A 25,367-nucleotide genomic window follows, 5' to 3' on the forward strand; every position below is an offset into this window, starting at 1 on the left:
TCTGCGTGACAGCCAAGCGCTCCGCTGTTCAAAGATCGCGCAGGCTTTCCACCATGCCATCCGCACCGACCGAAAGCAGCTTCAGCGTATTGGTGCCGCCACCGCGACCGATGTGATCGCCGTGGGTGAGCACCACGCGATCGCCTTCCGATAGCTTGCCGGCTGCAAACAACTGACGCACGGCCTCGCGTGCCGACACGGCGGGGTTCAAGGTGTCGTGGGTGAACTTCACTGGCTGCACGTCACGCAGTACCAGCATGCGACGACGCGCATCGTCGAACGGCGACAGCGCATAGATCGGCACCGCACTGCGATAGCGAGACAACCACTGTGCCGTGGCGCCCGACTCGGTCAACGCCACAATTGCACGCACACCGACTTCGCTGGCCAGCAACATCGCCGCCAGCGCGATCGCCTGATCGGTACGATCGAGGCGGTGGCCGCCGCTGGCGGTCATGTCTTCCTTGGGTTCGAACTGGCGTTCGGCGCCCAGGCAGATACGGCGCAATGCAGCGACGGCCTTGTCCGGGTGCGCGCCCGCTGCCGACTCTTCCGACAACATCACTGCATCGGTGCCATCGATGACAGCATTGGCGACGTCGAGCACCTCAGCACGGGTCGGAATCGGCGAGCGCACCATCGACTGCAGCATCTGTGTCGCGGTGATGACGGCGCGGTTCCGTTGCACCGTCTCGCGGATGATCTTTTTCTGCAGGCCCGGTAGCTCGGCGTCGCCGATTTCCACGCCAAGATCGCCACGCGCCACCATCACCACATCGGACGCATCGATGATTTCACCCAACACCGGAATCGCATCGGCGCGCTCGATCTTGGCGACCAGCGAGGCATTACCACCGGCTTCATGCAACAGGCGTCGTGCCTGCTCCATGTCCGCACCGGAACGCACGAAGGACACCGCAAGAAAATCCGCACCGATCTCGGCGGCCAGCTTGATGTCCGCCTTGTCTTTCTCCGACAACGCGGACACGGACAGGCCACCACCCTGACGATTCAAGCCCTTGCGATCGGAAAGACGACCGCCGATCAATACCCGGCAACGCACTTCCGTGCCGACCACCTCAAGCACCGTCAACGCTACCAGGCCATCATCCAGCAACAACACGTCATCGGCTTTCACATCCTGCGGCAGGCCGAGGTAACTCACCCCGACACGCGATGCATCGCCCGCAGGCGCATCGACACGGCAATCCAGCACGAAGGTATCGCCGTCTTTCAGTTCAACCGGGCCGTTGGCAAAGCGTTCAACACGGATCTTCGGCCCCTGCAAGTCCGCCAGGATGCCCACTTCGCGCCCTACCTTTTCGGCCGCCTTGCGCACAGCCACGGCGCGGGCACGATGATCATCGGACTGACCATGCGACAGGTTGAGGCGAACCACATCCACGCCTTCGGCGATGATTTTTTCAAGCATGCCCGGCGCATCGGTGGCGGGGCCCAGGGTGGCAACAATCTTGGTGCGGCGGGAATGAGTATCGGTAGTCATCGCTTCGGTGTTCGTAGTCGTCTTCGGAGACTAACAGAACTACACTCGTATTCGGACAGTCACCAGCTATGCAAACGAATGCATACCGTGACGCATCGCCGCAAAAATCCAAAGGGGAAAATGGATGGCTAGACGTAAATGGGGCCTAATGGCCCTGCTCGTAACTTCTCTCTTGATAACTCATGAGGGAGCCGCCGCTGACGCAGCCCCCAATACTGCCGCGCATGGTCCGATACCCATCGGCAACTTCATTCGACAGCCGGACTTTTCCAAGGTCACCATCTCCCCGGATGGCCGCTACCTCGCGGCACTCGTGCCGCTGCCGGACAATCCCTATGGCAACCTGATCGGCATCGTCGACGCGAAGACCGCCAAGATAGTGCACGTGCTGCGCTCCGCCTCGAACACGCTCATCGCCGATTATTTCTGGGCCAGCGATGACCGCATCGTGGCAACGCTGGCCACCCAGCGCGGCGGCCTGGACACACCACTACCAACCGGCGAACTTTTCGCCACCAATGCGGACGGCAGCGATCAGGTCGACCTGTTCGGCTATCGCGCGGGCGGTCCGCAGACCGGCACCCTGATTCACACGACGGAAAAGCGCAACGCCTATGCGGAGCCTATAAGCCGTTATCCCATCGATAAAAACAAGATCCTCATCGCGGTCAACGACTTCACCCACGAGCGTGCAGGAAGCTTCACTGAAGCCGAGATTCTTGATATACGCAATGGACGAGCGGTCAGCCAGGGCAACTCCCCGGTCCCCAATGCCAAGCTGATTGCCGATCATGCCGGCCAGGTGCGTGTGGCCTATGCGGACAATCAGTTCAAGGGCGACATGGTCTGGCTTCGCGCCTCGCCTAGCGATGCATGGACGGTGCTCAACGACCCGGGCAAATCCGGCGTCGAATTCGCCCCCATCGGATTCAATCGCGATAACAGCAAGCTCTATGTACGCATGGCGCATGGCGATCGGCCCGACGCCATCGAACTGATGGATCTGGCCAATCACACATTCACCAAGGTGTACCAAGGCCAGTTCGCCGATCCCGGCGAGCTGTTGCCGACCGCCGATGGCCTGGATTACTACGCCATCATCACCAACGATGGTGAGCAGAAACTGTTCTATCTCAATGAAAACAGTCCGGAAGCCCAACTAAGCAAAGCCCTGGCTGCCAACTTTCCTGGTCAGCTGGCCTACTTTTCCAGCTTCACACGTGACGGCAAGCGCGCCATCGTGCGGGTGGTCAGCGATCGCAATCCGGGCGACTACTACCTGTTCGATCTGGACACGCGCAACGCACGCTACGTATTCAGCGCCATGCCCTGGATCGACGCGCACCAGATGCGCCCGATGCAACCGATTGAACTGACGACCCGGGACGGGCTGCTCTTGCATGGCTTTCTGACCGTGCCGGCCGGCAACAAGCCGTTCCCGCTGATCGTGCTGCCGCATGGCGGTCCCCACTGGATCTTCGACACGTGGGGATTCAATTCGGAAACGCAGATGTTCGCCGATCGTGGCTACGCGGTCCTGCAAATCAACTATCGCGGCTCTGGCGGTTATGGCGTCAATTTCGTCTCACGCGGTTTCCGGCAGTGGGGCCTGAGCATGCAGGATGACCTTACCGATGCCACCGAATGGGCCATCCACCAGGGCTATGCCGATGCGCAACGTATCTGCATCTACGGCGCCAGCTATGGCGGCTATGCCGCAATCGAAGGCGCTGTACGCGAACCGGATCTGTACAAGTGCGCGGTTGGGTATTCGGGCGTCTACGACTTGCGCGTGCAGCTGAGCAACAGCGACACGGAGCAAACTGACAAAGGCGATGCGTATTTAAAGCTCGCCCTCGGTTACGACCAGGATGACCTGTTGCGCCGCTCGCCGCTCAGCGGCGTCAACCGCATCAAGGCCGATCTCTTGCTGATCCATGGCGGCGAAGACCCGCGTGCGCCGTTCAAGAATTTCAAGGAATTGACCAAGGCACTGGATCAGGACAACAAGCATTACGAAACCCTGGTCGAACCCGATGAAGGTCACGGCTTCTTTCTGCCCCAACATCGGGAAGAAGCTTATGAAAAGATCGTGAGCTTCATCGACAGCCATATCGGCTCAAGCGATATGGCGTCAGATAAACAGACTCAAGCCAAAGCCAGCCCATAGCGGGCTGGCCTGAAAAGCGCTCACCCGTTCTGCAACGCGAGATTGAGCACCTCCGCCAACCGCCTGCCTGCTTCGCGCAGGCGGGTGTCGGCCACTGGCAACTCTGCATCGATGTAGGCCTGATCGATCTTGTGATTGGCCGGATAGATGTTGCGCGTGATCTGGCAAGACTCTTCCGCCCAAAGCACGGCGGCATTGTCGTAAGGTGCGATCGACGGCGGTAGCGGCACGGCGCCTTCGCCATCAAGCATGTCCGCGTAAGACTTCCAATCCATCTTGCGCGTGCTGAGCAAGCCCGAATCCCACACGCGATGCAGATTCGTGCCCTGCCCTTGGAATTGCACCTGGTATTTGTTGCCGCCCGCGTCTTCCTGATAGTTCGCATGCAGAGGCTGGTGGATATCACCAACGAAATGCACCACGAATTTCAGCGCCTGCAGGCGCGCCTCATCGGATTGGCTGCGATCACCGAGGATGGCAAGGTAGTGCGGAATCGCCTCGACCACGCACTGGCCATTCTTGCAGTCGCGTGGCGGGGTGTAATGGCAATCGCCCTGGAAGTCGATGTAATGCAGCGCACGCGTCTGCTTCCACAAATCCTGTTGCTTGGGATCGTCACGGATTTCATCCGGCCAGCTGGCGATGTCGGCCAGCGAGGTGGTGTGGTCCAGCGCAAGCAGATGCGCCACTTCCGCTTTCGCCGCCGGGCTTAGGTGACGCTGCGCCAGCTCCGCCACAACGCTATGACCTAATGGCCCCCAGGCCTGTGCGGCCGGAGCAATGGCGAGCGTAGCGAACAAAGCAGCAGCGACACGACGGACGGAAAACATGCAAGCGAACTCGTGAATGGAAAGCGGCGCATCTTGCCACAGGCAACGTGACAGTCAGACGTTGCTGCTGTGCACGAGCACACCGCTGGCATCGCGCACACTCACGTCCACCGCAATACCTTGCCGCACGCTCTCGGTGACGATGCAGAAGTCCTCGAACTGAGCCAGGGCGCGATCGGCGTGCTCAAGCGTTGCGACGACGTCGGCCAACTGCAGATCCACCGCGATGTGGGTGATGCGCAAGCGTCCCTGTTCGTTGCGCGTAAGGCTTCCCCGAACCTTGGCCGACAGCTTGCCTGGCGCATTCTTGAACTTGCGCAAGGCGAACAGCAGGCTGGCGACCAGGCAATTGGCGACGCCGGCAACTAGCAGGCGGGAGGGGTTGGGACCTACCTCGCCGCCCAGGGGCTTGGTTTCATCGGTGATCAGGTCCGGCATGGCGGTGCCGTCGAAACGGATCCGGAATTCATAATCCTCGACCTGCTCCAGACTCAGTTCGACCAATTGTTCGCCACTCATGGACTTCTCCGGGGGAAGGGGTATTCGCATAATCCTGCCCCCCACCCGGCCGGCAGAGCCAGCCCCGGATGAGGGATGCCCCGGGTTCGGGCTAAAATGCGCGTTTCGGCGGCCCGCCTGGACCGCCGCTTTGCTGCCCGCCATCACTTCGGAGGACGCTGTCCCATGACCATCAAGGTCGCCATCAACGGTTACGGTCGTATCGGCCGCAATATTCTGCGCGCGCTGTACGAAGCAGGTCGCACGAACGAGTTCCAGATCGTCGCGATCAATGACCTCGGCAATGCCGAGACCAACGCCCACCTCACCCAGTACGACACGGCCCACGGCAAGTTCCCGGGCGAGGTCTCGGTGGACGGCGGCGACCTGATCGTCAACGGCGACCGCATCAAGGTCTGCGCCGAACGCGATCCGACCAAGCTGCCCTGGGGCGAACTGGGCGTGGATGTGGTGCTGGAATGCACCGGTCTGTTCACCTCCAAGGCCAAGGCCGGCGCGCACATCGCCGCCGGCGCCAAGAAAGTGATCATCTCCGCTCCCGGCGACAAGGACGTGGACGGCACCTTCGTGTTCGGCGTGAACCACGACAAGATCACCGCCGCCCATCAGGTAATCTCCAACGCTTCCTGCACCACCAACTGCCTCGCGCCGCTGGCCAAGGTGCTGCACGACAAGATCGGCATCGTGCACGGCCTGATGACCACCATCCACGCCTACACCAACGACCAGGTGCTGACCGACGTCTACCACTCCGACCTGCGCCGCGCCCGTTCGGCTACGCACTCGCAGATCCCGACCAAGACCGGCGCCGCTGCCGCGGTCGGCCTGGTGCTGCCGGACCTCAACGGCAAGCTGGACGGTTTCGCCATGCGCGTGCCAACCATCAACGTATCGGTGGTCGACCTGTCCTTCGTGGCTGCGCGCAATACCAGCAAGGAAGAAATCGATCAGGTCATCAACGAAGCCGCCAACGGTGCACTGAAGGGCATCCTGTCGGTGAACACCAAGCCGCTGGTGTCGATCGACTTCAACCACAACGCCCATTCCTCCATCTATGACGCCACCCAGACCCGCGTCATGGGCGGCACGCTGGTCAAGGTGCTGAGCTGGTACGACAACGAGTGGGGTTTCTCCAACCGTATGCTGGACATGACCAAGGCGCTGGCGACGGCCAAGTAATCGGCCGCGTTGCCTGCATGCGAAAAAGCCGGGCTTTGCCCGGCTTTTTTCTTGCGGCGGCTTTTCACCACATCGCGTGCAGGCAAGGCCGGGATTATCATGCGGAACATGCAGCACGCAGCTCCACTCGATGAAACACAAATAGCCCGGCTGGTCGACCGCTTTTACGAGCAAGTACGTCTCGATCCACTGATCGGCCCGGTCTTCAACGCCGCCGTGCACGATTGGGACGAACATAAGCGCACCCTGGTCTCGTTCTGGGCGTCGGTCGCCCTGCGCGCCGGCAGCTATCGCGGCAACCCGATGGCGGTACACCGCATGCAGCCGATTCGCGCAGAGCATTTCGAGCGCTGGCTGGCCTTGTGGCAAACCACGGCAAAGGCTTGCCTGGACGAAGCTGGCGCCGCCCAGGTGATCGAGCACGCCGAACGCATTGGCCGCAGTCTGCGGTTGGGGCTCGGGCTTCCTGAGCATTCGCAGGCAAGACCGCTCGGCCTGCCGATGGTTGGACGCCAGTAAACGGCAGTCACCGCGTATCTTCGCGAAGAGCCATAAAAAAGGCCGGACAAACGTCCGGCCTTTTCCATCCAGCAGACCAGGACGTCAACGCCGGAAACGCACGTATGCACGCTTGGCGAGGTAAAGCAGATGCCCGGTCAGGCCACGATCCTGCGCCTCGCGCAAAGCCGTGTTTTCTGAGTAAAGCATGCGGATATGGCCATCGCGCATCTCCAGCAAATGCTTCATCTCGGCAAGATCACCGCGCGACAACACACGCCCTTCGGCAAAATGCGCGGGCAGTTGACGATTGACGTAATAAGTCGTGTGCCGCGATGCCGTCTGCTCCGCCGGCCGATCCTTGGTATAGAAGTACAGGGCGATCGAACGGCGTGTCAGACCCTCGTGTTCCGGCGGCAAGCGGATGGCGTCAAACGCATGCCACGATACCTCGGACGTCTCGAAGATCACGCAACGGTTGAAGACCGGACTGACTGAACGCGACGGCCGATGATCTGCATGCGGATCGCGGAACAGTTCCAGACAACCGCCCCAGTCCTGATCCCAGACTGGATTGAGGTACACGATCAGATTGAGCCGGCGATGCCAACGCTCGCTCGGGTGATAGTTGAAATCGACATGCGGATCCAGGGCCATGCCATTGCGGTTCTCGTGCGTTCCGCCACCCAGGTACCAGGGGTCATAGATCAGCCCATCGATGCCGGTCATCGTACCGAGGGCTTGCAGGAACTCCGGACTCTTGATTGCATCGTCCAGTCGCTGATAGGCCGCACCCAGGCCGCGAACCTTGTCTACCGTGGACTTGCCGCCAAGCTCACCGTTATCCCCCATCGCATTACCGCGCTCGAACGCCGGGAATGCGTCAAGCAGGGACTGCGCAAAATCAGGCGCAAGGAAGTCGTCGATAACGACATGCGGAAAAGGCGGCGCCGAAACGAACTCCTGACGCACATCAGCCGCTTTGCCCAAAACCGCCGGATTGATGATCGACGTCCCTGTAGGACCTTGCATAACTACACCCCTGAGCCATAGTCGTGCTTACGCACCATCACCGGCCGAACCGTCCCCGCCGGCTTGAAGCCACCAAGCATAAAGGCGGATGTACGCGCCAGCCAATGCCACACGCGCCAGATCGGCTGAAGGGGTGCCTGGTCACCGCTCCCTTGGGAGCCCCAAGGGAGTGGCACCATGCAGAACTTAGCTGAGCGCCTTCAGTGCCGCCTCGTAGTTCGGCTCATGCGCGATCTCGCCGACCAGTTCGGTGTGCAGCACTTTGTCGTGTTCGTCCAGCACGACGACAGCGCGCGCCGCCAGGCCGGCGAGCGGGCCGGAAGCAATCGAAACGCCGTAATGCTTGAGGAAATCATGGCCCCGCATGGTCGACAACGTCACCACGTTATCCAGGCCTTCGGCACCGCAGAAACGCGCTTGCGCAAACGGCAGGTCCGCCGAAATGCACAGCACCACGGCGTTATTCAACTGGCTGGCCTTTTGGTTGAACTGACGCACCGAGGTGGCGCAGGTGGGCGTGTCCACGCTGGGAAAGATGTTCAGCACCTTGCGCTTGCCGCCAAAACTGGCGAGCGTGGCGTCGGACAGATCCTTGGCCACCAGGCTGAAAGCAGGTGCCTTGTCGCCCACGACCGGCAGATGGCCGTCGACCTGAATCGGATTGCCCTTGAGGGTGACTTGGGACATGGGGAAACTCCTGGCGTGTGAGGAAAACATCGCCCGAAGATAACGCCGATGTCCCGGCGCGTCACCTGCGCGTGTCGCGGTTTGGCGATCCCGCCGAGGCGGGATCGCGCGCATTACTTCAACGGCGCAATGACCTGCTCGATCGAACCAAAGATCGACGCACCATGCTGATCGGTGACGTCGATGCGCAACGTGTCGCCGAACTTGAGGAACGGCGTGCTCGGTTTGCCATCGCGCAAGGTTTCGACCGTGCGCTGCTCGGCCAGGCAGGATGCACCCTTGCTGGTGTCTTGGTTGGCGATGGTGCCGGAGCCGACGATGGCGCCCGCCGTAAGCGAACGCGTCTTGGCGGCATGCGCCACGAGCTGCGCGAAGTTGAACTGCATATCCACGCCGCACTCGGCCTCGCCGAACCACTTGCCGTTGAGCCAGGTGCGCATCGGCAGGTGCAGTTTTTCATCCTGCCAGGCATCGCCGAGTTCGTCAGGCGTCACGAATACCGGCGACAGCGCCGAGCGCGGTTTCGATTGCAGGAAGCCAAAACCCTTGGCCAGTTCCGCCGGGATCAGGCCGCGCAGGCTGACATCGTTGACCAGTCCCACGAGCTGGATATGACCCGCAGCCTGTTCCGGTGTGACCGCCATCGGCACATCGTCGGTGACCACGACCACTTCCGCTTCAAGGTCGATGCCGAAATCTTCGCTCGGCACCACGACCGGATCGCGCGGACCGAGAAAGCCGGCGCTGGTGGCCTGGTACATCAACGGATCCACGTAGAACGATTCCGGCACTTCCGCGCCACGCGCACGGCGCACGCGCTCCACGTGCGGCAGATACGCACTGCCATCGACAAATTCATAGGCGCGCGGCAACGGCGAAGCCAGTGCAGCCATGTCCAGCGCGAAGGCATTCGGCGCCTTGCCGGCATTCAATTCATCGGACAAGGCGTTCAAGCGCGGCGCCGTATTGGACCAGTCATCCAGCGCCGCCTGCAGGGTGGTCGCAATGCCGGCGGCCTTCACCGCATGCTTCAGATCGCGGCTGACCACGATCAAGGTGCCATCACGACCGCCTTCTTTGAGACTGCCCAGTTTCATGCCTTCACTCCGTCGGCCGCGTTCACGCGCAGCCTTCCACGTCATCGATTTGCGGCGGCACACCTACGCGCCACCGGGTTACTTTACCGGCTTATCCGTTTCGAACAGCAGCACACCACGATGCCTGCCAGCCACGCGCCCATACCGCGCGCTGGCGAGTGCACGTCACGCACGCTCCGGATTGAAGTGCTTCTTGATGCCCTGCCAGCACTGGTAATAATCCTGCTGCAGCTGCGGGGCATCGAGCGCCTGTTTGGTCGGATGGATCACCTTGCGCGTTTCGAACATGAAGGCCATCGTGCCGGTGAGATGATCGGGCTTGCTCACGTCGGCAACGCTGGCTTTCTCGAAACTCGCCGCATCCGGACCATGGCCGCTCATGCAGTTGTGCAGGCTCGCGCCACCGGGAGCGAAACCACCGGCCTTGGCGTCATACACGCCCTCGATCAGGCCCATGAATTCGCTGGCGACGTTGCGATGGAAGTACGGCGGACGGAAAGTGTGCTCGGCCACCAGCCAACGCGGCGGAAAGATCACGAAATCCACATTCGCCGTGCCGGGGGTGTCGCTGGGCGAGGTCAGCACGGTGAAGATCGACGGATCGGGATGATCGACGCTGATCGAACCCACCGTGTTGAAGTGCGTGAGATCGTATTTGTAGGGCGCGTAATTGCCGTGCCATGCCACCACATCAAGCGGCGAGTGATCGATGCGCGCGCTCCACAAGGCGCCCTGGAACTTGTTGATCAGCTCGAAATCGCCTTCCACGTCTTCATAAGCCGCATGCGGCGCGAGGAAGTCGCGCGGCAGCGCCATCGAGTTGGCGCCGATCGGGCCGAGGTCCGGCAAGCGCAGCAATGCGCCAAAGTTTTCGGCGACATAACCGCGCGCCTGGCCATCGGGCAGTTCGACGCGGAAGCGCACGCCGCGCGGGATCACCGCAACCTCCAGCGGCTGCACGTCGAGCACGCCCATTTCGGTCGCGATATGCAAACGTCCCTGCTGCGGCACGATCAGCAGCTCGCCGTCCGCGTCATAGAAGAAGCGGCCCTTCATCGAGCTGTTCGCGGCGTAGATATGGATACCGCAACCGGCCTGCTCGGCCGGGCTGCCGTTGCCGGCGAGCGTCACCAGACCATCGACGAAATCAGTGGGCGTAGCCGGCATCGGCCACGGATCCCAGCGCAACTGATTCGGCGTGGCCGGCGCCTCGTCGAACCGGTTATGGAAGGTGGCATGCGGTCGCGGCTGGAACGGCTGATGCATCGCGGCGGGGCGGATGCGATACAGCCAGCTGCGACGATTGCTATGTCGCGGCGCGGTGAATGCCGAGCCCGACATCTGCTCCGCATACAGGCCATGCGCCACGCGCTGCGGGGAATTCTGGCCTTTCGGCAAAATGCCCGTAATCGCCTCGCTGGCGAACTCGTTGCCAAAGCCGGATTGGTAACCCTTCGATTCCATCACACGCATCACTCTTTGTTAGAACACCCCTGCTCCGATGGAACAGGGGTGCGGCGAGGATCTACTTTAGTACGCATCTCTCGATACAGAGAGATGGGAGTGCGTTTACAGCACGCCGCGCTTCATCTGATCGCGCTCGATCGACTCGAACAAGGCCTGGAAGTTGCCTTCGCCGAAACCTTCGTTGCCCTTGCGCTGGATGATCTCGAAGAAGATCGGGCCGATGTTGTTCTGCGTGAAGATCTGCAGAAGCTTGCGCTGCTTGGTTTCCGGATCGGCGTCGATCAGGATCTTGTTCTTCGCCAGACGCGGCACATCCTCGCCGTGATTGGGGATGCGCATGTCGATCACGTCGAAATACGTATCGGGGGTGTCGAGGAATTCCACGCCCGTCGCGCGCATCGCTTCCACCGTGTCGTAGATGTTGTCGGTGAAACAGGCGATGTGCTGGATGCCTTCGCCATGATAGGCATCGAGGTATTCGTTGATCTGGCTCTTCGGATCGTTCGATTCATTGAGCGGAATGCGCACGATGCCGTCCGGCGCGGTCATCGCCTTGGACACCAGGCCGGTCTTGGCGCCCTTGATGTCGAAGTAGCGGATCTCGCGGAAGTTGAACAGGCGCTCGTAGTAATCGGACCACTTCTGCATGTTGCCGAAGTAGAGGTTGTGCGTGAGGTGGTCGATAAAGGTCAGGCCGAATCCGGCCGGATTCTGATCAGCGCCGGGCACCGGCACATAGTCGCCGTCATAGATGCTGCCCGCGCTGCCGTAACGGTCGACCAGGTAAAGCATGCAGTCGCCAATGCCCTTCACGACCGGGGTATTCACGGCCTTGGTGTCGGTCTTGTCGGTCGATGCTTCGCCACCATTGGCGATCACCGCCTTGAGCACCTCATTCGCCGGATTTTTGAAGCGGATCGCAAAACCGCAGGCACAGGGGCCGTGCTTGGCGGCAAAATCGGCAGCAAAGGAATGCGGATCTTCGTTGACCAGGAAGTTCACGCCGCCCTGGCGATAGACCGTGATCGGACGGCTCTTGTGCTTGAGCACGGCACTGAAGCCCATGCTCTTGAACAGCGCATGCAGTTCGCCCCCACGGCCGGCCGGTGCGGCAAACTCGACGAATTCAAATCCGTCGATGCCCATGGGGTTTTCGAAGGTGGTGACTTGCATGCCGAGATTGGGCTGGGCGTTCATGGCGCTCTCCTGACGTAAGTCGATGCGCGACGGCGACTACGGGAGCGTGCCACCATCGAGATAAGACCTACGTTATAGTTACATGTGAAACTAATTGCAAGGAATATCGCCACAATGTCAAACCCGCGTAACCCAGCCCCTGCCGGAGCCGAGCATGCCCCCCTGGAACTGGAACATTTCCTGCCCTACCGGTTATCGATTCTTTCCAACACGGTGAGCCAGGCGATTGCGGACGACTACCAGCGGCGTTACGACCTCAGCGTGACCGAATGGCGCGTGATGGCCGTGCTGGCCCGCTTCCACGGGCTATCCGCCCGGGAAGTGGCCGAGCGCACATTGATGGACAAGGTGGCGGTGAGCCGCGCACTGGCCAGGCTGGTCAGCGCCGGACGGGTGCACCGCGATACCCACGACGGAGACAAGCGCCGCTCGGTGCTGAGCCTCACCGAAGCGGGTTGGCTGATTCACGATGACGTGGCGCCGATGGCGCGCGCGCGTGAGCGCGAGGTGCTGGAGAAGTTGGATCAGGAAGAGCGGCAATGGCTCACGCGGATCCTGGACAAACTCCAGCCGGTGTCGCAGAAGTAAGCCGGTACCAACAGCCAACGGGCGGCACGGCACCGCCCGTTGGCTTCGACGGGCGCTTACTTCACGCCGTGCATCAGCTTGTTGATGAGCGGAGAGATCAACAGCAGCAGCACGCCGGCACCGGCCAGCAGCCAGAAGCTGAAGGTGAAACCGCTCAGCGCCGACGCCGCCGTCATGCCGTTTTCGCCACTGATGTGGCCCGCCAGCAGACCGGACAGATTGCCGCCCACCGCCAACGAGAGAAACCAGCCGCCCATGGCCACACCGACCAGGCGCGGTGGCGCCAGCTTGGTCACCATCGACAGGCCGATCGGTGACAGGCACAGCTCACCCACGGTCTGCAGCACGTAGCAAGCGGTCAGCGGCCAGAACGGGATCAGCCCGTGCGCATCGATCAGGCGCGACAAGGCATACATCAGCACCAGAAAACCCAGTCCGTTGAAGATCAGGCCAAGGCCGAACTTGCGCGGAATCGAAGGCTCCCGGTGCGATCTGGCCAGGAAGGCCCAGACCTGCGTGACGATCGGCGCCAGCACGATGATCGCCAGCGGACTCACCGACTGGAACCAGCCCACCGGGAATTCCCAGCCGCCGAACATCTTGCGGTCGACCATGTTTTCCGCAAGGAAGTTAAACGACGTGCCCAGCTGGAAGTAGAACATCCAGAACAGCAGGTTGAAGGCGAAGATGATCATCATCGCGATCACCCGTTGCACCTGCACCGTATCGTGACGCGCAGCCTCGACGATCAGCATGGTAGCCACGCCAACGAACAGCAGGCCAAGCAACCACTGCAGGCCGATCGCGCCGATCTGGGACAGCAGCCAGTAGACAATCGGTACCGCGATCACCACACCTACGAACACCCAAAGCACACGCAACCGGCTTGCAGCCTCCGGCGCGGGACGCCCGACACCGCGCAAACCACGCCGACCAAACCAGAACCACAACAGGCTCAACACCATGCCCACACCGGCGGCGGCAAACACCAGCCGATAGTTCTGCTGCAACGGGGTATCGGTGAAATAACTGGCCAGCCAGCCGGTGAGCAGCGGCGCGACAAACGCGCCCGCGTTGATGCCCATGTAGAACAGCGTGAAACCGCGATCACGCCGCTCATCCATGGGGCCGTACAACTGTCCGACCATGGACGAGATATTCGGCTTGAACAGGCCGTCACCCACCACGACCATCGCCAGTCCGTACAGCATCGCCTGCTGATTCGGCAGCATGATCGTGAACAAGCCGGCCGCCATCACCAGGGCGCCCAGCAGGATCGAGCGCTGGTAGCCGATCAGCTTGTCGGCCACATAGCCGCCAAAGATGCCGGTGGCATAGATCAGCGCGGTGTAAGCGCCGTAGATCTTGCTGGCCCAGGCCTGCCCGGAGGGATCGCCGTGATAGAACTGCGCCACGATGTACAGCGCCAAGGCCCAACTCACGCTGTAGAACGCGAAGCGCTCCCAGAACTCGGTCATGAACAGCATCCACAGCGGACGCGGATGACCGAGCATCTGCGGAAAATCGGGTGCACCGGCCATGCTGGCTTCGGAACTCTGGCTCACGTATCTCCCCCTGGGCGTTGGATTAAAAAGATGTAACGAGCCGAATGCACTTTAGTCAAATGCAACGCAGCAACCCGGCTTTGGCGTCAGTGCAGTCCATCCCGGAGTGTTTGATCACCTTGCCGGCAAGGCAGATCAGCTTCCCAGCACCGTGCGCACATCCAGCAGCTCGGGGAAAAACTCCAGATCCAGCGCTTTCTTCAGAAACGCCACGCCCGAGGAACCTCCCGTGCCGCGGCGATGTCCGATGATCCGCTCTACCGTTTTCATATGGCGGAAACGCCAAAGCTGGAAACTTTCCTCCACATCCACCAGTTGCTCGCACATGTGGTACTCCGGCCAAAACGTTGCCCGCTGTTCGTAAATGCGCTTGAACACCGGCAATAGATCGTCATGGCGCTGATACGGCTCGCTCCAGTCGCGCTCCACGCGCGCCGCCGGCACCGCATGCCCGCGGCGCGCCAGGTAGCGCAGGAATTCGTCGTACAGGCCGGGCGCTTCCAGCACCTCGCGCAACTGCGCGTGCACCGCCGGGTCATAGTCGAATACCTTGAGCATCTGCGCGTTCTTGTTGCCCAGCATGAATTCGATCATGCGGTACTGCAGCGACTGAAAGCCCGACGACGAGCCCAGCACGCCGCGAAACTCCAGGTATTCGGAGGGCGTCAGCGTCTCCAGCACCGCCCACTGCTCGAACAGCTGGCGCTGCACCTGCTTTACCCGCGCCAGGATTTTCAGGCACGTATCGAGGTCGTCGACGCGCAGGTGCGCGATCGCCGACTTGAGCTCGTGAATGATCAGCTTCATCCACAGCTCCGCCACCTGGTGCTGCACGATGAACAGCATTTCGTCGTGGTGCGGGGGCTGGCTGAGGGGTTGCTGGGCGGCCAGGAGCTGGTCCAGCCGCAGGTAGCCGTCGTAGGTCATCCGGCCACTCAGATCGATCTGAATGCCTGCCTCAAGGTCACGCTGGTTGTCCTTCATGGTGCCCGCAAACCCGCAAAGATGCTCATGTTACCCGGTCTGGGGATGTCCTACGTACGCCCTCGCATGCTGCGGTGTGCCTTGCACCGCAACATGGCTGCCTGTTATCAAATGTGGTCTTTTCCGGGACTTTCCCTGTGCGTCAGGCCCCACTGGATGGGCCTCGCCTCCCCGCAGAGATCCTTTCCTTACCCCACCCCGGGAGCGAGTCGTGTCCATCGCCGCCAAGTTTGAAATCGAATATCTGCAATACCTCGACGCCGAAGGCAAGCAGGTCCGTGACGACCTGCCTGAGTTCGCCAAAGACCTTAACCACATGGTCGAGCTGTACAAGCTGATGATGTCGACCCGCGTCTTTGACGCGAAGTCGGTAGCACTGCAACGTACCGGCAAGCTCGGCACCTATGCAAGCTGTCTCGGTCACGAGGCCGCGCACGTCGGCATCGGCAGCGCCATGAAGCCGGAAGACGTGCTGGCTCCGAGCTACCGCGAATACGGCGCCCAGCTGTATCGCGGCGTACAGCCGCGCGAGGTGTACATGTACTGGGGCGGTGACGAACGCGGTAACGATTATCAGAAAGAACCCGCACGTCACGACTTCGCCTGGTCGGTGCCGATCGCCACGCAGTGCCTGCACGCAGCCGGTTCCGCGCTGGCTTTCCGCATCCGCGGCGAAAAGCGCGTGGCCGTGTGCACGATCGGTGACGGCGGCTCGTCCAAGGGCGACTTCTACGGCGCCATCAACATCGCAGGCGCACAGAACCTGCCGATGGTGGCAGTGATCGTCAACAACCAGTGGGCGATCTCGGTGCCGCGCAAGATCCAGTCCGGTGCGCCGACCCTCGCACAGAAAGGCATTGCCGCCGGCCTGTTCTCGATCCAGGTGGACGGCAACGACATCATCGCCGTGCGCAAGGCGATGGAAGACGCGCTGGAACGCGCCCGCAACGGCCAGGGCGGCAGTGTGCTGGAGCTGGTCACCTACCGTTTGAGCGATCACACCACCGCCGACGACGCCCGTCGCTACCGCGGCGAGCAGGAAGTGAAAGACGCCTGGGCCAAGGAGCCGATGAAGCGCCTGCGCAACTGGCTGGTCGCCAAGGGCGTGTGGGACGACCAGAAGGAAGAGGCCTGGAAAGCCGAGTGCGACGACTGGATGGATAACGAGGTGAACGCTTACCTCGAAACCAAGACCCAGCCCGTCACGGCGATGTTCGACTACACCTTCGCCGAAGTTCCCGCAGACCTCGCCAAACAGCGCGACCTCGCGCTCTCGCTCGACAAGAAGGCGCACTAAGTCATGGCACAAATCACTCTTATCGAAGCCGTCACCCAGGCTCTTGCTTATGAAATGGCCCACGACCCGAGTGTGGTAGTGCTGGGCGAAGACGTTGGTGTCAATGGCGGCGTGTTCCGCGCCACCCAGGGTCTGCAGGAAAAGTTTGGCGAACTGCGCGTGCTCGACACCCCGCTGGACGAAACCACCATCGCCGGCGTCACCGTCGGTCTTGCCGCACAAGGCATGAAGCCGGTCGCCGAAGCGCAGTTCGAAGGCTTCATCTACCCGATGATGGAGCAGATTGCCTGCCACGCCGCGCGCCTGCGCAACCGTACCCGCGGTCGCATCACCGTGCCGGCCGTGTGGCGTGCGCCGTGGGGCGGCGGCATTCGTGCGCCGGAACATCACTCCGAAGCAAACGAACATCTGTTCACCAACATCCCGGGCCTGCGCGTGGTAATGCCGTCGTCGCCGGCACGTGCGTACGGCTTGCTGCTTGCCGCAATCCGCGATCCGGATCCGGTGATGTTCTTCGAACCCAAGCGCATCTACCGCCAGTACAAGGAAGAAGTGCCGGATGATGGCGAAGCGCTGCCGCTCGATGTGTGCTTCGTGCTGCGCGACGGCACCGACGTCACCATCGTGACCTGGGGTGCGCAGGTGAAGGAAGCGCTGGAAGCGGCCGACGCGCTGGCCGAAGAAGGCATCAGCGCCGAAGTGATCGACGTGGCCACGCTCACCCCGCTCGACTTCGACACCATCGCCGAATCGGTGCAGAAGACCGGCCGCTGCGTGATCGTGCACGAAGCGCCCAAGACCGCCGGCTTCGGTGCGGAAATCGCCGCACGCATCGCCGAGGAATGCCTGTATGACCTGCTGGCGCCGGTCGAGCGCGTCACCGGCTACGACACGCACATCCCGCTGTTCCGTCTCGAAATGAAGTACCTGCCGAGTACGGAACGTGTGGTCGAAGCCGCCAAGCGCACGCTCGCCAACTCCTGAACATAACGACAGCATCATCCCGGTCCAGGCCGGGATGATGACAAAAAGCACATCAAGCAGATTACGGGAACTGACTCATGGCCGACATCAAGACGTTCTACCTGCCGGACCTCGGCGAAGGCCTGCCCGACGCAACCATCGTCGAATGGCACGTAAAGGAAGGCGACACCATCAAGCTCGACGCCCCGCTGGTGTCGATGGAAACCGCCAAGGCGGTGGTCGACGTGCCCTCGCCCTACACCGGCAAGGTCACCAAGCTGCACGGCGCTGCGGGCGACGTGATCGAAACCGGCGCCGCACTGGCCGAATTCGAACCCGATCCGAACGCCAAGCAGCGCGCCGAGGCTGAAGCCACCGGCCATCATCATGGCCCGAAGAAAGCCGCGGCCGAACCGAAGAAAGTCACCGCCTCCGATGAAGGCGGCGAAATCGAATCGGGCAACGGCACCGCCGATCGCGAAGACGAAGGCACCGTGGTCGGCGCCATGGTCAGCGGCAGCCACGTACATGTGGAGCACGCCTCCAGCGTGGGCGGCGTGAAGGCCGTGCCGGCCGTGCGCGCGCTGGCCAAGAAGCTGAAGGTGGACATCAGCCGCGTGCGCCCGAGCGGCGCCGATGGCGTGGTGACCATGCAGGACGTCAAGAATGCAGCCGCCAACGGCACCGCCGCACTCGGCTCGGCGCCGGCCCGTGCCGTGCCCGCGTCTGCCGGACGTCATCTCGCTCCCGAACTGCCGCAGCCGGAACCGGCACGCACGCCGATGTCGCAGGCCGGCAAGCCGGTGCGCACGGCTCCGCCGAGCGTAAAAGCCAGCGGCCAACCGGAACAGCTCAAGGGTGTCCGCCGCAACATGGCCCGCGTGATGGCTGATGCGCACGCCAACGTGGTGCCCACCACGCTGGTGGACGATGCCGACCTGCACGCCTGGATCGGCAAGCAGGACATCACCGCTCGCCTGATTCGCTCCATCGTTGTCGCCTGCAAGACCGTGCCTGCGCTCAACGCCTGGTTCGACGGCAAGAACCTCACCCGCACGCTGCATCCGCACGTGGACATCGGTATCGCCGTCGATACGGAAGATGGCTTGTTCGTGCCCGCACTGCGCAACGCCGACGTGCTCGACGGCGCCGGTATCCGTGCCGGTATCCAGCGCCTGCGCGCGCAGGTGGAAGACCGCACGATTCCGCCGTCGGAACTGGCCGGCTACACCATCAGCCTGTCCAACTTCGGCATGTTCGCCGGCCGCTATGCAACGCCGGTGGTGGTGCCGCCGTGCGTGGCGATCATCGGTGCCGGCAAGCTCAGCCACGATGTGGTCGCGGTGATGGGCGGCATCGAAGTGCATCGTCGCATGCCGATCAGCGTCACCTTCGATCATCGCGCTGCCACCGGTGGCGAGGCCGCGCGCTTCCTCAAGGCGCTGCTGGACGATTTGTCGTTGCCGAACTGATCGTCAGCTCCAAACAAAAAAAGCGCCCGGTCCGGGCGCTTTTTTTTTATGACTTCACCGCAACAACGCCGCCCATTGTGAAAGGCTCACAACGGCGGTTGCAGCGATGACCAGCCCAAGAATCATCCAGGCTTCATTCAAACCATTCGTCGGCGAACAATACGCACCCGGCGCGAACATCGCGGCCGCCATGCCGGTGTAATGCATGCCGGTCACCGCCAATCCCATCACCAGCGCGGCCCCGATGCGGGCAAGTACGCCCGGCCAGCGCTCGCTGTCGCGCAGCCAGGTCATGATCAGCAAGGCCGCGGCGCTGGCGCCGAAAGCGATGGCCACCGAAATCCAGAACAGCAACGGGCGATAAGTCAATCCGTCACCCATTTGCATGGCGTACATGCCGCCGTAGTGCATCAAGCAAACGCCGGCGGCCATCAAGGCGGAAGCCACCAACCAACTGCCGATGCGTACGCCGTTACGTATCACGTAAAAACCAATCCCGCTAACGAGCACGGCAACGACCCACGAGGCAAACGTCAGCCAGGCGTTGAACGTCACCGGCACCGGCAGGACCAATGCGACCATGCCCATGAAATGCATGCCCCAGACGCCGGTGCCGAAGGCGAATGCCGCGGCGATGATCCACAACCTTTTGTCCTCCACGGCACGGCGGACGCGTGAGGTCATCTCGATGCCGCAATACCCGGTAAGCGAGGCAATGACGAAGGAATAGGCGACCAGCGCGATGTCGTAATGTTTGTCCATGCCGCATTTCCCGAAGTAAGGAACATATCCAATGACGCTTGCTTGCACACCATGAAGGCAACGCCAACGCTGCTCGGATCACTCCCGCCTGCAGGAGAACGGCCTGCCACGAAGCGCGATGCAATGATCTCTAAAGCAAATCATCCAGCGGCGACACGCGCTCTGTCGGCGAAGCTGAAAAACTCGACTTCCGTCGTCAGCATGCCGGCTTGCTCAAGCAAGGCCTGACTCGCCCGATTGACGCCCTGCACTTGTTCGTGATGCTTCTGCATGCCGGCATCCATGCGGGTGACCGTGGTGCTTACCTGAGCAAGGTCGGAGGCCTGACTCTCACTGGCCGCGGCAATCTCGCCCACGATGTCGCTGAGCTTGCGCACGCTGCGGACGATATCCTCGACATCGGTGCAGGAACGGCGTGCCCACTGTGCACCTTCATCGACCACGACCTGGCTTTCGCCAATCAAGCGCTTGATCTCGCGCGCGGCCGTGGCGCTGCGTTGAGCAAGCTCGCGCACCTCCCCGGCAACGACGGCAAAACCACGCCCCTGTTCGCCCGCTCGTGCAGCTTCCACCGCAGCATTCAAGGCCAGCAAATTGGTCTGGAAGGCAATACCGTCGATCTCGCCGGTGATATCCGCAATGCGCTGGCTGGACTGGCCGATTTCATCCATCGCTTGCGTCATTCGCGCGATGGCCGCGCCGCCGCGCTCAGCCTGCGTACGCGCTTCCACGGCGAGTCGGTCTGCTTCACTGGTGTTGTCGGCGGTGCGTCGGACCAGCTGCGTCATCGCTTCCATGCTGTTGGCGGCCTGCCCCAGCGAAGAGGCCTGGTCGCGCATCAGGGTGACCAATTCGCCGTTGCCCGACGCCAGTGCTTGCGATGTGCCGTTGACGGTGTCCGCACTGCCTCGGACGCGTCGGATCACGCTGGATAAATGTTCGTCCATCTCGCGGAAAGCCGTGCGCAGCTCGCCGATCTCGTCGCTGTAGAGCGTGGGAATGTGATTGTCGAGCCGGCCATTCGCGATGGTGCGGGCAAGTTCCAAAGCATCACGGATGCGCACCGTGATGGAACGAACAAACACGCCATCACTGATGACCGTCAACAACAGACCAAACAGCACGACGCCAAGTGCAACCGTCCGGAGCAATTGACCTTGAGCACTGATCTGCGCGTAACGCGACTGGGCACGCGCAAGCTCTTGCTCGAAAGCCTGTTCGGCATCGGCGCGTCTGGCCGGATCCGGCGTATCTATCTGGCGCCCCGATTTGCCCAGCGCCAGCACATCTTCGCGATATTGCTGTTCGACACCGGCATTGGCGCGGTCGATCCCATAGATACCCACTATGCCGATCGCCATCAGAAACAGCAGCAGCAAGCTGAGCCGCATGCCCATTCGTAACTTGATCGTATAGCGAATCATGAGCTCCCCCGACCCGTGAATCGATTTGGATCTATCGACGCCGGATTAAGAAGCTTTAGTTACAAACAGCGGACCTCCATCAAAAATGTGAAACCAATCACAGTTAGCACCAAGGCACACACCGCGCATCACCCGACCCAACATCCTCATATCGCATGGAAAATCAGGAGCCTGCAGCCTCATTCAGGCACAAATGGCGTGTCTCCGGCGCCCACGCCATCGATACGAGCATGCCGATCAGGAGAATGGCCGCAAGCATCATCATCGCTGGTTGCAGGCCGACATGCGCCATGCCTATCGGCAACAGAAATGTACCGACGGCCGAACCCAGTCGGCTGCACGCAATGGCCAGTCCAACACCCGAGGCCCGGACTTCGGTCGGGAAACATTCCGGCGGGAATACACCGACCAGGTTCGAGACGGCGGACATGATCAGGGTGAACACCGCAAAGACCACGATCAGCGCCATGGTCGCGGATTCGGGCAGAAGACTGAGCGCAGCCAAGGTGACGCAGGCCACGAAGAACGAGCCGATCAGGAAGACGCGGCGCGGCAAAACAACGGTAAGCCAGATACCGAAGATCGCACCGATCACCAACAAGCCGTTCAAAAGCAGATCGGCACTACTCTCGCCAAGGTGAAGCACCTTGAGAATGCCGGGCAAGAAGGTGTAGATCGCGAAGTACGGGATCACTAGGCAAACGAAGAAAATGCAGTTGAATAGCGTGCGGCGGATCAGGTCCGGCTGGAACAGGCGGCCATATCCGCCCCCATGCGAGTGTTCCGGCATCTTGCCGGCATCAAGCTTCACATTATCGCCAAAGAAACGCCGCACGATGGCCTGCGCTTCGGCCCGACGTCCCTTGCCAAGCAACCAGCGCGGGGATTCCGGCGTGCCCATCCGCAGAACCAGCACGATCAAGGCCGGAACACCTGCCGAGGCCAGCAGCCAGCGCCATGCATCGGGCGATGCATCGGCAAAGTGCATACCGATTACATTCGCGGCTACATAGCCGATCGTCCAGATCACACTGAATGACCCCAGCAACACGCCACGATGCTTGCGTGGTGAAAACTCGGCCAGGATCGCATGCCCGACAACGAAATCTCCGCCCATGCCAATACCAAGCAGCAGTCGCAAGGCACACAGCATCAATGGCGAAGCGGCATAGAACTGCGCAAACGCCGCCAGCGTGATAATCAGAAAGCTGAGCAGGAATATTTTCTGCCGGCCGATACGATCCGATAGCCAGCCAAATATCAGGCTACCTACGAAAATGCCGGCCAGGGCGGAACTACCGATCAAACCATTCCAAACGGCATCCAGTTCCATCTGATGGCTGAGCGAAGGTAGCGCATGGCCCACCGTGCCCAGTGCATAACCTTCCGTGAGATGCGCACCGAAGGTCAAAGCTGCAATCTTGCAGTGAAACCCGTTAAGCGGCACATCGTCCAGGAGTGTGTATTCGCGTTGCGGCTCCTGCTTGCTTGCATCGCCCAACGCTCGCACCGAAGTTGCCTGTCCGTCACCGCTGGCCATCGTGCCTCCTTGTCTCGTGAATGGGCGCCTCTTGCGCCCGGATCATCGGCAGGCGATGTGCTCGCCTGCCGTGATGCGTCGGCGGAGCGTGTTGGCTCCACCCGTGGATCAACCCAGGCCACCCATCATCATGTACTTCAGCTCGAGGTATTCATCGAGTCCGTACTTGGAGCCTTCACGTCCCAGACCGGACTGCTTCACACCGCCAAACGGCGCGACTTCGGTCGAAATGATGCCTTCGTTGATGCCGACCATGCCGCTCTCCAGCGCTTCGCCAACGCGCCATGCGCGCGCCATATCGCGTGTATAGAAATAGGCGGAAAGACCAAAAGGCGTGTTGTTGGCGGCAGCGATGGCCTCCTCTTCGGTATCGAAGCGAAAACATGCTGCGACAGGGCCGAATGTTTCTTCCTGCGCCACCAGCATCGTGGGTACGACATCTGCCAGCACGGTGGGCTCGTAGAACGTGCCGCCGAGCGCATGTTCCTTGCCGCCGGTTAAAACCTTGGCACCCTTGCCCAGCGCGTCCGCCACATGGCTCTGCACTTTCTTGAGCGCAGCCGGGTTGATCAGCGGGCCCTGATCGACATCACCCCTCAACGCATCGCCAACACGCAGTTTGCCGACCGCAGCTGTCAAGGCCTTGGTAAAGGCATCATAGACACCGCTCTGCACATAGAACCGGTTGACGCATACGCAGGTTTGTCCCGTGTTGCGAAATTTCGAAGCCATCGCGCCGCGCACGGCCGCCTCGATATCGGCATCCTCGAACACGATGAAAGGCGCATTGCCGCCCAATTCAAGCGACAGCTTTTTCAGCGTATCCGCACATTGCGCAGCCAGCAGCTTGCCGACGCGGGTTGAGCCGGTGAAGGACAGTTTGCGTACGACCTCCGATTCGGTCAGCACCTTGCCAATCGCAATCGCATCGCCGGACACGACATTGAACACACCCGCCGGGACACCTGCCTGTTCCGCCAGCACCGCCAGCGCAAATGCCGAAAGCGGTGTCTCTTCCGACGGCTTGAGCACCATCGTGCAGCCCGCTGCCAGGGCCGGGGCCGCCTTGCGGGTAATCATGGCCAATGGAAAATTCCACGGCGTGATCGCTGCCACGACGCCGACCGGCTCGCGTGTCACCACGATCCTCGAGTGGGGGAATGGGCTGGGAATGACATCGCCGTAAGCGCGTTTGGCTTCCTCCGCAAACCATTCGAGAAAGCTCGCGGCATAAACCACTTCGCCACGCGCCTCAGCCAGCGGCTTGCCCTGCTCGCGACTGAGCAAGTCCGCCAGCGCGTCCCGATGCTCAAGCATCAGCTCACCCCAGCGGCGAATCTTGATGCTGCGTTCCTTCGCGGTCAGTGCACGCCATGCAGGAAATGCCGCCGCCGCTGCGGTGATGGCCTGTTCGGTCTCGGCGGCACCGCCCTTGGCGACATTAACGATGACTTTGCCGGTGGCCGGATTGAAGACCGGATAGGTCTGCTCACCCGTCAGCCACTGGCCGTTGATGTAGTGTCCGTTACGTACCCATGGGGTCATGCTGCACTTCCTTCGATTGCTGCAAACCGGCCTTGCGCTTCACGCGGTTCGCGTGGGATGCGGCAACCGGCGGTGTAATCGTTGATCAGGTCACAAGGCGTGTAGTTGCGGTCCAGCTCATGCAGCTCTTCCTCGTCCAGCCGCATCGCCAACGCGGCTAGCGCGCTATCGAACTGGGCGGCGGAATCCGCTCCCACCAGCATGCAATCGATATTCGAGCGACCCAATACCCAGGCTTGTGCGATCTGCGCTGCCGACACACCGCGACGCGCGGCCACGCGCGCCGCCGAGGCGGCGATCTCGTGCGAGGCCCTGTCGCCATACATCTGCGAGGTAAAGAAGTCAGTCTGATTGCGCGTGGAGTTCACATCACCGGCGAGCAGGCCACGTGCGAGCGGACTGAACACGGACACACCGAGACCTTGGTCGGCGCAATACGGAATCATTTCACGCTCTTCTTCGCGATAAGCGAGGTTGAGCTGCAGCTGCATGTTGATCGGCTTGTCCCAGCCGTTGCGCTCGCAAACCTGCATGATCTTGGCAAGCTGCCAGGTGTACATGGTGGAGACACCGATATAGCGCGCCTTGCCGGTGCGGACGATGTCGTTCAAGGCTCCCATGGTTTCCTCGACCGGCGTGTTCACGTCGAAGAAATGCAGCATGTAGATGTCCACATAATCCATGTCCAGGCGCTTCAGCGAACCGTGGATGCCATCCATCACGTGCTTGCGCGAGTGGCCGCCGGCATTGGGATAGTCACCCATGTCGTAACCGACTTTGGTCGTGATCACCACCTCTTCGCGGCGCACGAGACGCTTCAAGATGCGGCCGACGACTTCTTCACCCACGCCGGTGGAATAGAAATCCGCCAGATCGATGAAGTTGATGCCGGCCTCAAGCGCATGCCGCACGATCGGCTCACTCTGCGCTTCGTCAAAAATCCACGGTTTCCACTTGGGCGTGCCCATGTTCATGGTGCCCAGACACAGACGCGATACTTTCAGGCCGGATTGGCCAAGACGTACGTATTCCATACGTTGATTGATC

Annotated in this window: 22 protein-coding genes; 7 read left to right on the forward strand and 15 right to left on the reverse strand. The window is 61.5% G+C overall.

Annotated features, from left to right (window positions below; translation table 11 throughout):
• Positions 1–28: 28 nt before the first annotated feature.
• Positions 29–1,504, reverse strand: a complete 1,476-nt coding sequence (gene pyk / locus ISP19_RS15265) for a pyruvate kinase (RefSeq protein ID WP_204683257.1) — start codon at positions 1,502–1,504, stop codon at positions 29–31.
• 148 nt (positions 1,505–1,652) lie between these two features.
• Here pyk and ISP19_RS15270 point away from each other — a divergent pair, with 148 nt between their 5' ends.
• Complete coding sequence (locus tag ISP19_RS15270) at positions 1,653–3,674, forward strand: alpha/beta hydrolase family protein (RefSeq protein ID WP_204683258.1); 2,022 nt, start codon at positions 1,653–1,655, stop codon at positions 3,672–3,674.
• A gap of 20 nt (positions 3,675–3,694) precedes the next feature.
• Here the strand turns inward: ISP19_RS15270 and ISP19_RS15275 are convergent, their stop codons facing one another.
• Together ISP19_RS15275 and ISP19_RS15280 are read right to left on the reverse strand one after the other, a co-directional pair.
• Positions 3,695–4,504, reverse strand: a complete 810-nt coding sequence (locus tag ISP19_RS15275; RefSeq protein WP_204683259.1) for a S1/P1 nuclease — start codon at positions 4,502–4,504, stop codon at positions 3,695–3,697.
• A gap of 54 nt (positions 4,505–4,558) precedes the next feature.
• Complete coding sequence (locus tag ISP19_RS15280; RefSeq protein ID WP_204683260.1) at positions 4,559–5,023, reverse strand: OsmC family protein; 465 nt, start codon at positions 5,021–5,023, stop codon at positions 4,559–4,561.
• A gap of 165 nt (positions 5,024–5,188) precedes the next feature.
• Between ISP19_RS15280 and gap the strand changes: the two genes are divergently transcribed.
• A complete protein-coding gene (gene gap, locus ISP19_RS15285) occupies positions 5,189–6,202 on the forward strand; it encodes a type I glyceraldehyde-3-phosphate dehydrogenase (RefSeq protein ID WP_204683261.1) in 1,014 nt (337 codons plus the stop codon).
• A 108-nt stretch (positions 6,203–6,310) separates the two neighbouring features.
• Complete coding sequence (locus ISP19_RS15290) at positions 6,311–6,721, forward strand: group III truncated hemoglobin (protein WP_204683262.1); 411 nt, start codon at positions 6,311–6,313, stop codon at positions 6,719–6,721.
• An 84-nt stretch (positions 6,722–6,805) separates the two neighbouring features.
• On the opposite strand, the gene ISP19_RS15295 is transcribed toward ISP19_RS15290, so the two are convergent.
• From ISP19_RS15295 to hppD, 5 genes are all read right to left on the reverse strand, one after another.
• Complete coding sequence (locus ISP19_RS15295; RefSeq protein ID WP_204683263.1) at positions 6,806–7,732, reverse strand: 2OG-Fe(II) oxygenase; 927 nt, start codon at positions 7,730–7,732, stop codon at positions 6,806–6,808.
• Between the two features lie 186 nt (positions 7,733–7,918).
• On the reverse strand, positions 7,919–8,419 hold the full coding sequence (gene tpx / locus ISP19_RS15300; RefSeq protein WP_204683264.1) for a thiol peroxidase: 501 nt from the start codon (positions 8,417–8,419) through the stop codon (positions 7,919–7,921).
• 113 nt (positions 8,420–8,532) lie between these two features.
• Positions 8,533–9,516, reverse strand: a complete 984-nt coding sequence (locus ISP19_RS15305) for a fumarylacetoacetate hydrolase family protein (protein ID WP_204683265.1) — start codon at positions 9,514–9,516, stop codon at positions 8,533–8,535.
• A gap of 165 nt (positions 9,517–9,681) precedes the next feature.
• A complete protein-coding gene (hmgA, locus tag ISP19_RS15315) occupies positions 9,682–10,980 on the reverse strand; it encodes a homogentisate 1,2-dioxygenase (protein ID WP_239556832.1) in 1,299 nt (432 codons plus the stop codon).
• Between the two features lie 105 nt (positions 10,981–11,085).
• Positions 11,086–12,180, reverse strand: coding sequence for a 4-hydroxyphenylpyruvate dioxygenase (hppD, locus tag ISP19_RS15320; protein ID WP_204683267.1), 1,095 nt, complete (start codon positions 12,178–12,180; stop codon positions 11,086–11,088).
• Between the two features lie 114 nt (positions 12,181–12,294).
• On the opposite strand from hppD, the gene ISP19_RS15325 reads away from it, so the two are divergent.
• Complete coding sequence (locus ISP19_RS15325; protein ID WP_204683268.1) at positions 12,295–12,768, forward strand: MarR family winged helix-turn-helix transcriptional regulator; 474 nt, start codon at positions 12,295–12,297, stop codon at positions 12,766–12,768.
• Positions 12,769–12,824: 56 nt separating this feature from the next.
• Here the strand turns inward: ISP19_RS15325 and ISP19_RS15330 are convergent, their stop codons facing one another.
• Both ISP19_RS15330 and ISP19_RS15335 read right to left on the reverse strand, forming a co-directional pair.
• Positions 12,825–14,309 (reverse strand): peptide MFS transporter, encoded by a 1,485-nt coding sequence (locus ISP19_RS15330; RefSeq protein WP_204683365.1) that lies wholly within the window; start codon positions 14,307–14,309, stop codon positions 12,825–12,827.
• Between the two features lie 159 nt (positions 14,310–14,468).
• Entirely contained in the window at positions 14,469–15,317 is an 849-nt protein-coding gene (locus ISP19_RS15335; protein WP_204683269.1) for a tryptophan 2,3-dioxygenase, read from the reverse strand.
• A gap of 211 nt (positions 15,318–15,528) precedes the next feature.
• Between ISP19_RS15335 and pdhA the strand changes: the two genes are divergently transcribed.
• From pdhA to ISP19_RS15350, 3 genes are all read left to right on the forward strand, one after another.
• Positions 15,529–16,614 (forward strand): pyruvate dehydrogenase (acetyl-transferring) E1 component subunit alpha, encoded by a 1,086-nt coding sequence (gene pdhA, locus ISP19_RS15340; protein ID WP_204683270.1) that lies wholly within the window; start codon positions 15,529–15,531, stop codon positions 16,612–16,614.
• Positions 16,615–16,617: 3 nt separating this feature from the next.
• On the forward strand, positions 16,618–17,598 hold the full coding sequence (locus tag ISP19_RS15345; protein ID WP_204683271.1) for an alpha-ketoacid dehydrogenase subunit beta: 981 nt from the start codon (positions 16,618–16,620) through the stop codon (positions 17,596–17,598).
• A gap of 77 nt (positions 17,599–17,675) precedes the next feature.
• Entirely contained in the window at positions 17,676–19,049 is a 1,374-nt protein-coding gene (locus tag ISP19_RS15350; RefSeq protein WP_204683272.1) for a dihydrolipoamide acetyltransferase family protein, read from the forward strand.
• Positions 19,050–19,103: 54 nt separating this feature from the next.
• On the opposite strand, the gene ISP19_RS15355 is transcribed toward ISP19_RS15350, so the two are convergent.
• The 5 genes from ISP19_RS15355 to ISP19_RS15375 all read right to left on the reverse strand — a co-directional run bounded on the left by ISP19_RS15355 (position 19,104) and on the right by ISP19_RS15375 (position 25,354).
• The gene (locus ISP19_RS15355; RefSeq protein WP_204683273.1) at positions 19,104–19,811 is read right to left on the reverse strand and encodes an MHYT domain-containing protein; all 708 of its coding nucleotides are present in this window, start codon (positions 19,809–19,811) and stop codon (positions 19,104–19,106) included.
• A 140-nt stretch (positions 19,812–19,951) separates the two neighbouring features.
• A complete protein-coding gene (locus ISP19_RS15360; protein ID WP_204683274.1) occupies positions 19,952–21,235 on the reverse strand; it encodes a methyl-accepting chemotaxis protein in 1,284 nt (427 codons plus the stop codon).
• 163 nt (positions 21,236–21,398) lie between these two features.
• Positions 21,399–22,775 carry an MFS transporter gene (locus ISP19_RS15365; RefSeq protein WP_204683275.1) on the reverse strand — a complete coding sequence of 459 codons (1,377 nt, stop codon included), beginning with the start codon at positions 22,773–22,775 and terminating at the stop codon, positions 21,399–21,401.
• A gap of 108 nt (positions 22,776–22,883) precedes the next feature.
• Positions 22,884–24,320, reverse strand: a complete 1,437-nt coding sequence (locus ISP19_RS15370; protein ID WP_204683276.1) for an NAD-dependent succinate-semialdehyde dehydrogenase — start codon at positions 24,318–24,320, stop codon at positions 22,884–22,886.
• Positions 24,317–25,354 carry an aldo/keto reductase gene (locus tag ISP19_RS15375; protein WP_204683277.1) on the reverse strand — a complete coding sequence of 346 codons (1,038 nt, stop codon included), beginning with the start codon at positions 25,352–25,354 and terminating at the stop codon, positions 24,317–24,319. The genes ISP19_RS15370 and ISP19_RS15375 overlap by 4 nt, the downstream gene beginning before the upstream one ends.
• Between the last annotated feature and the right edge of the window lie 13 nt (positions 25,355–25,367).

The organism is Dyella flava, assembly GCF_016904955.1.
Lineage (GTDB): Bacteria > Pseudomonadota > Gammaproteobacteria > Xanthomonadales > Rhodanobacteraceae > Dyella_B > Dyella_B flava.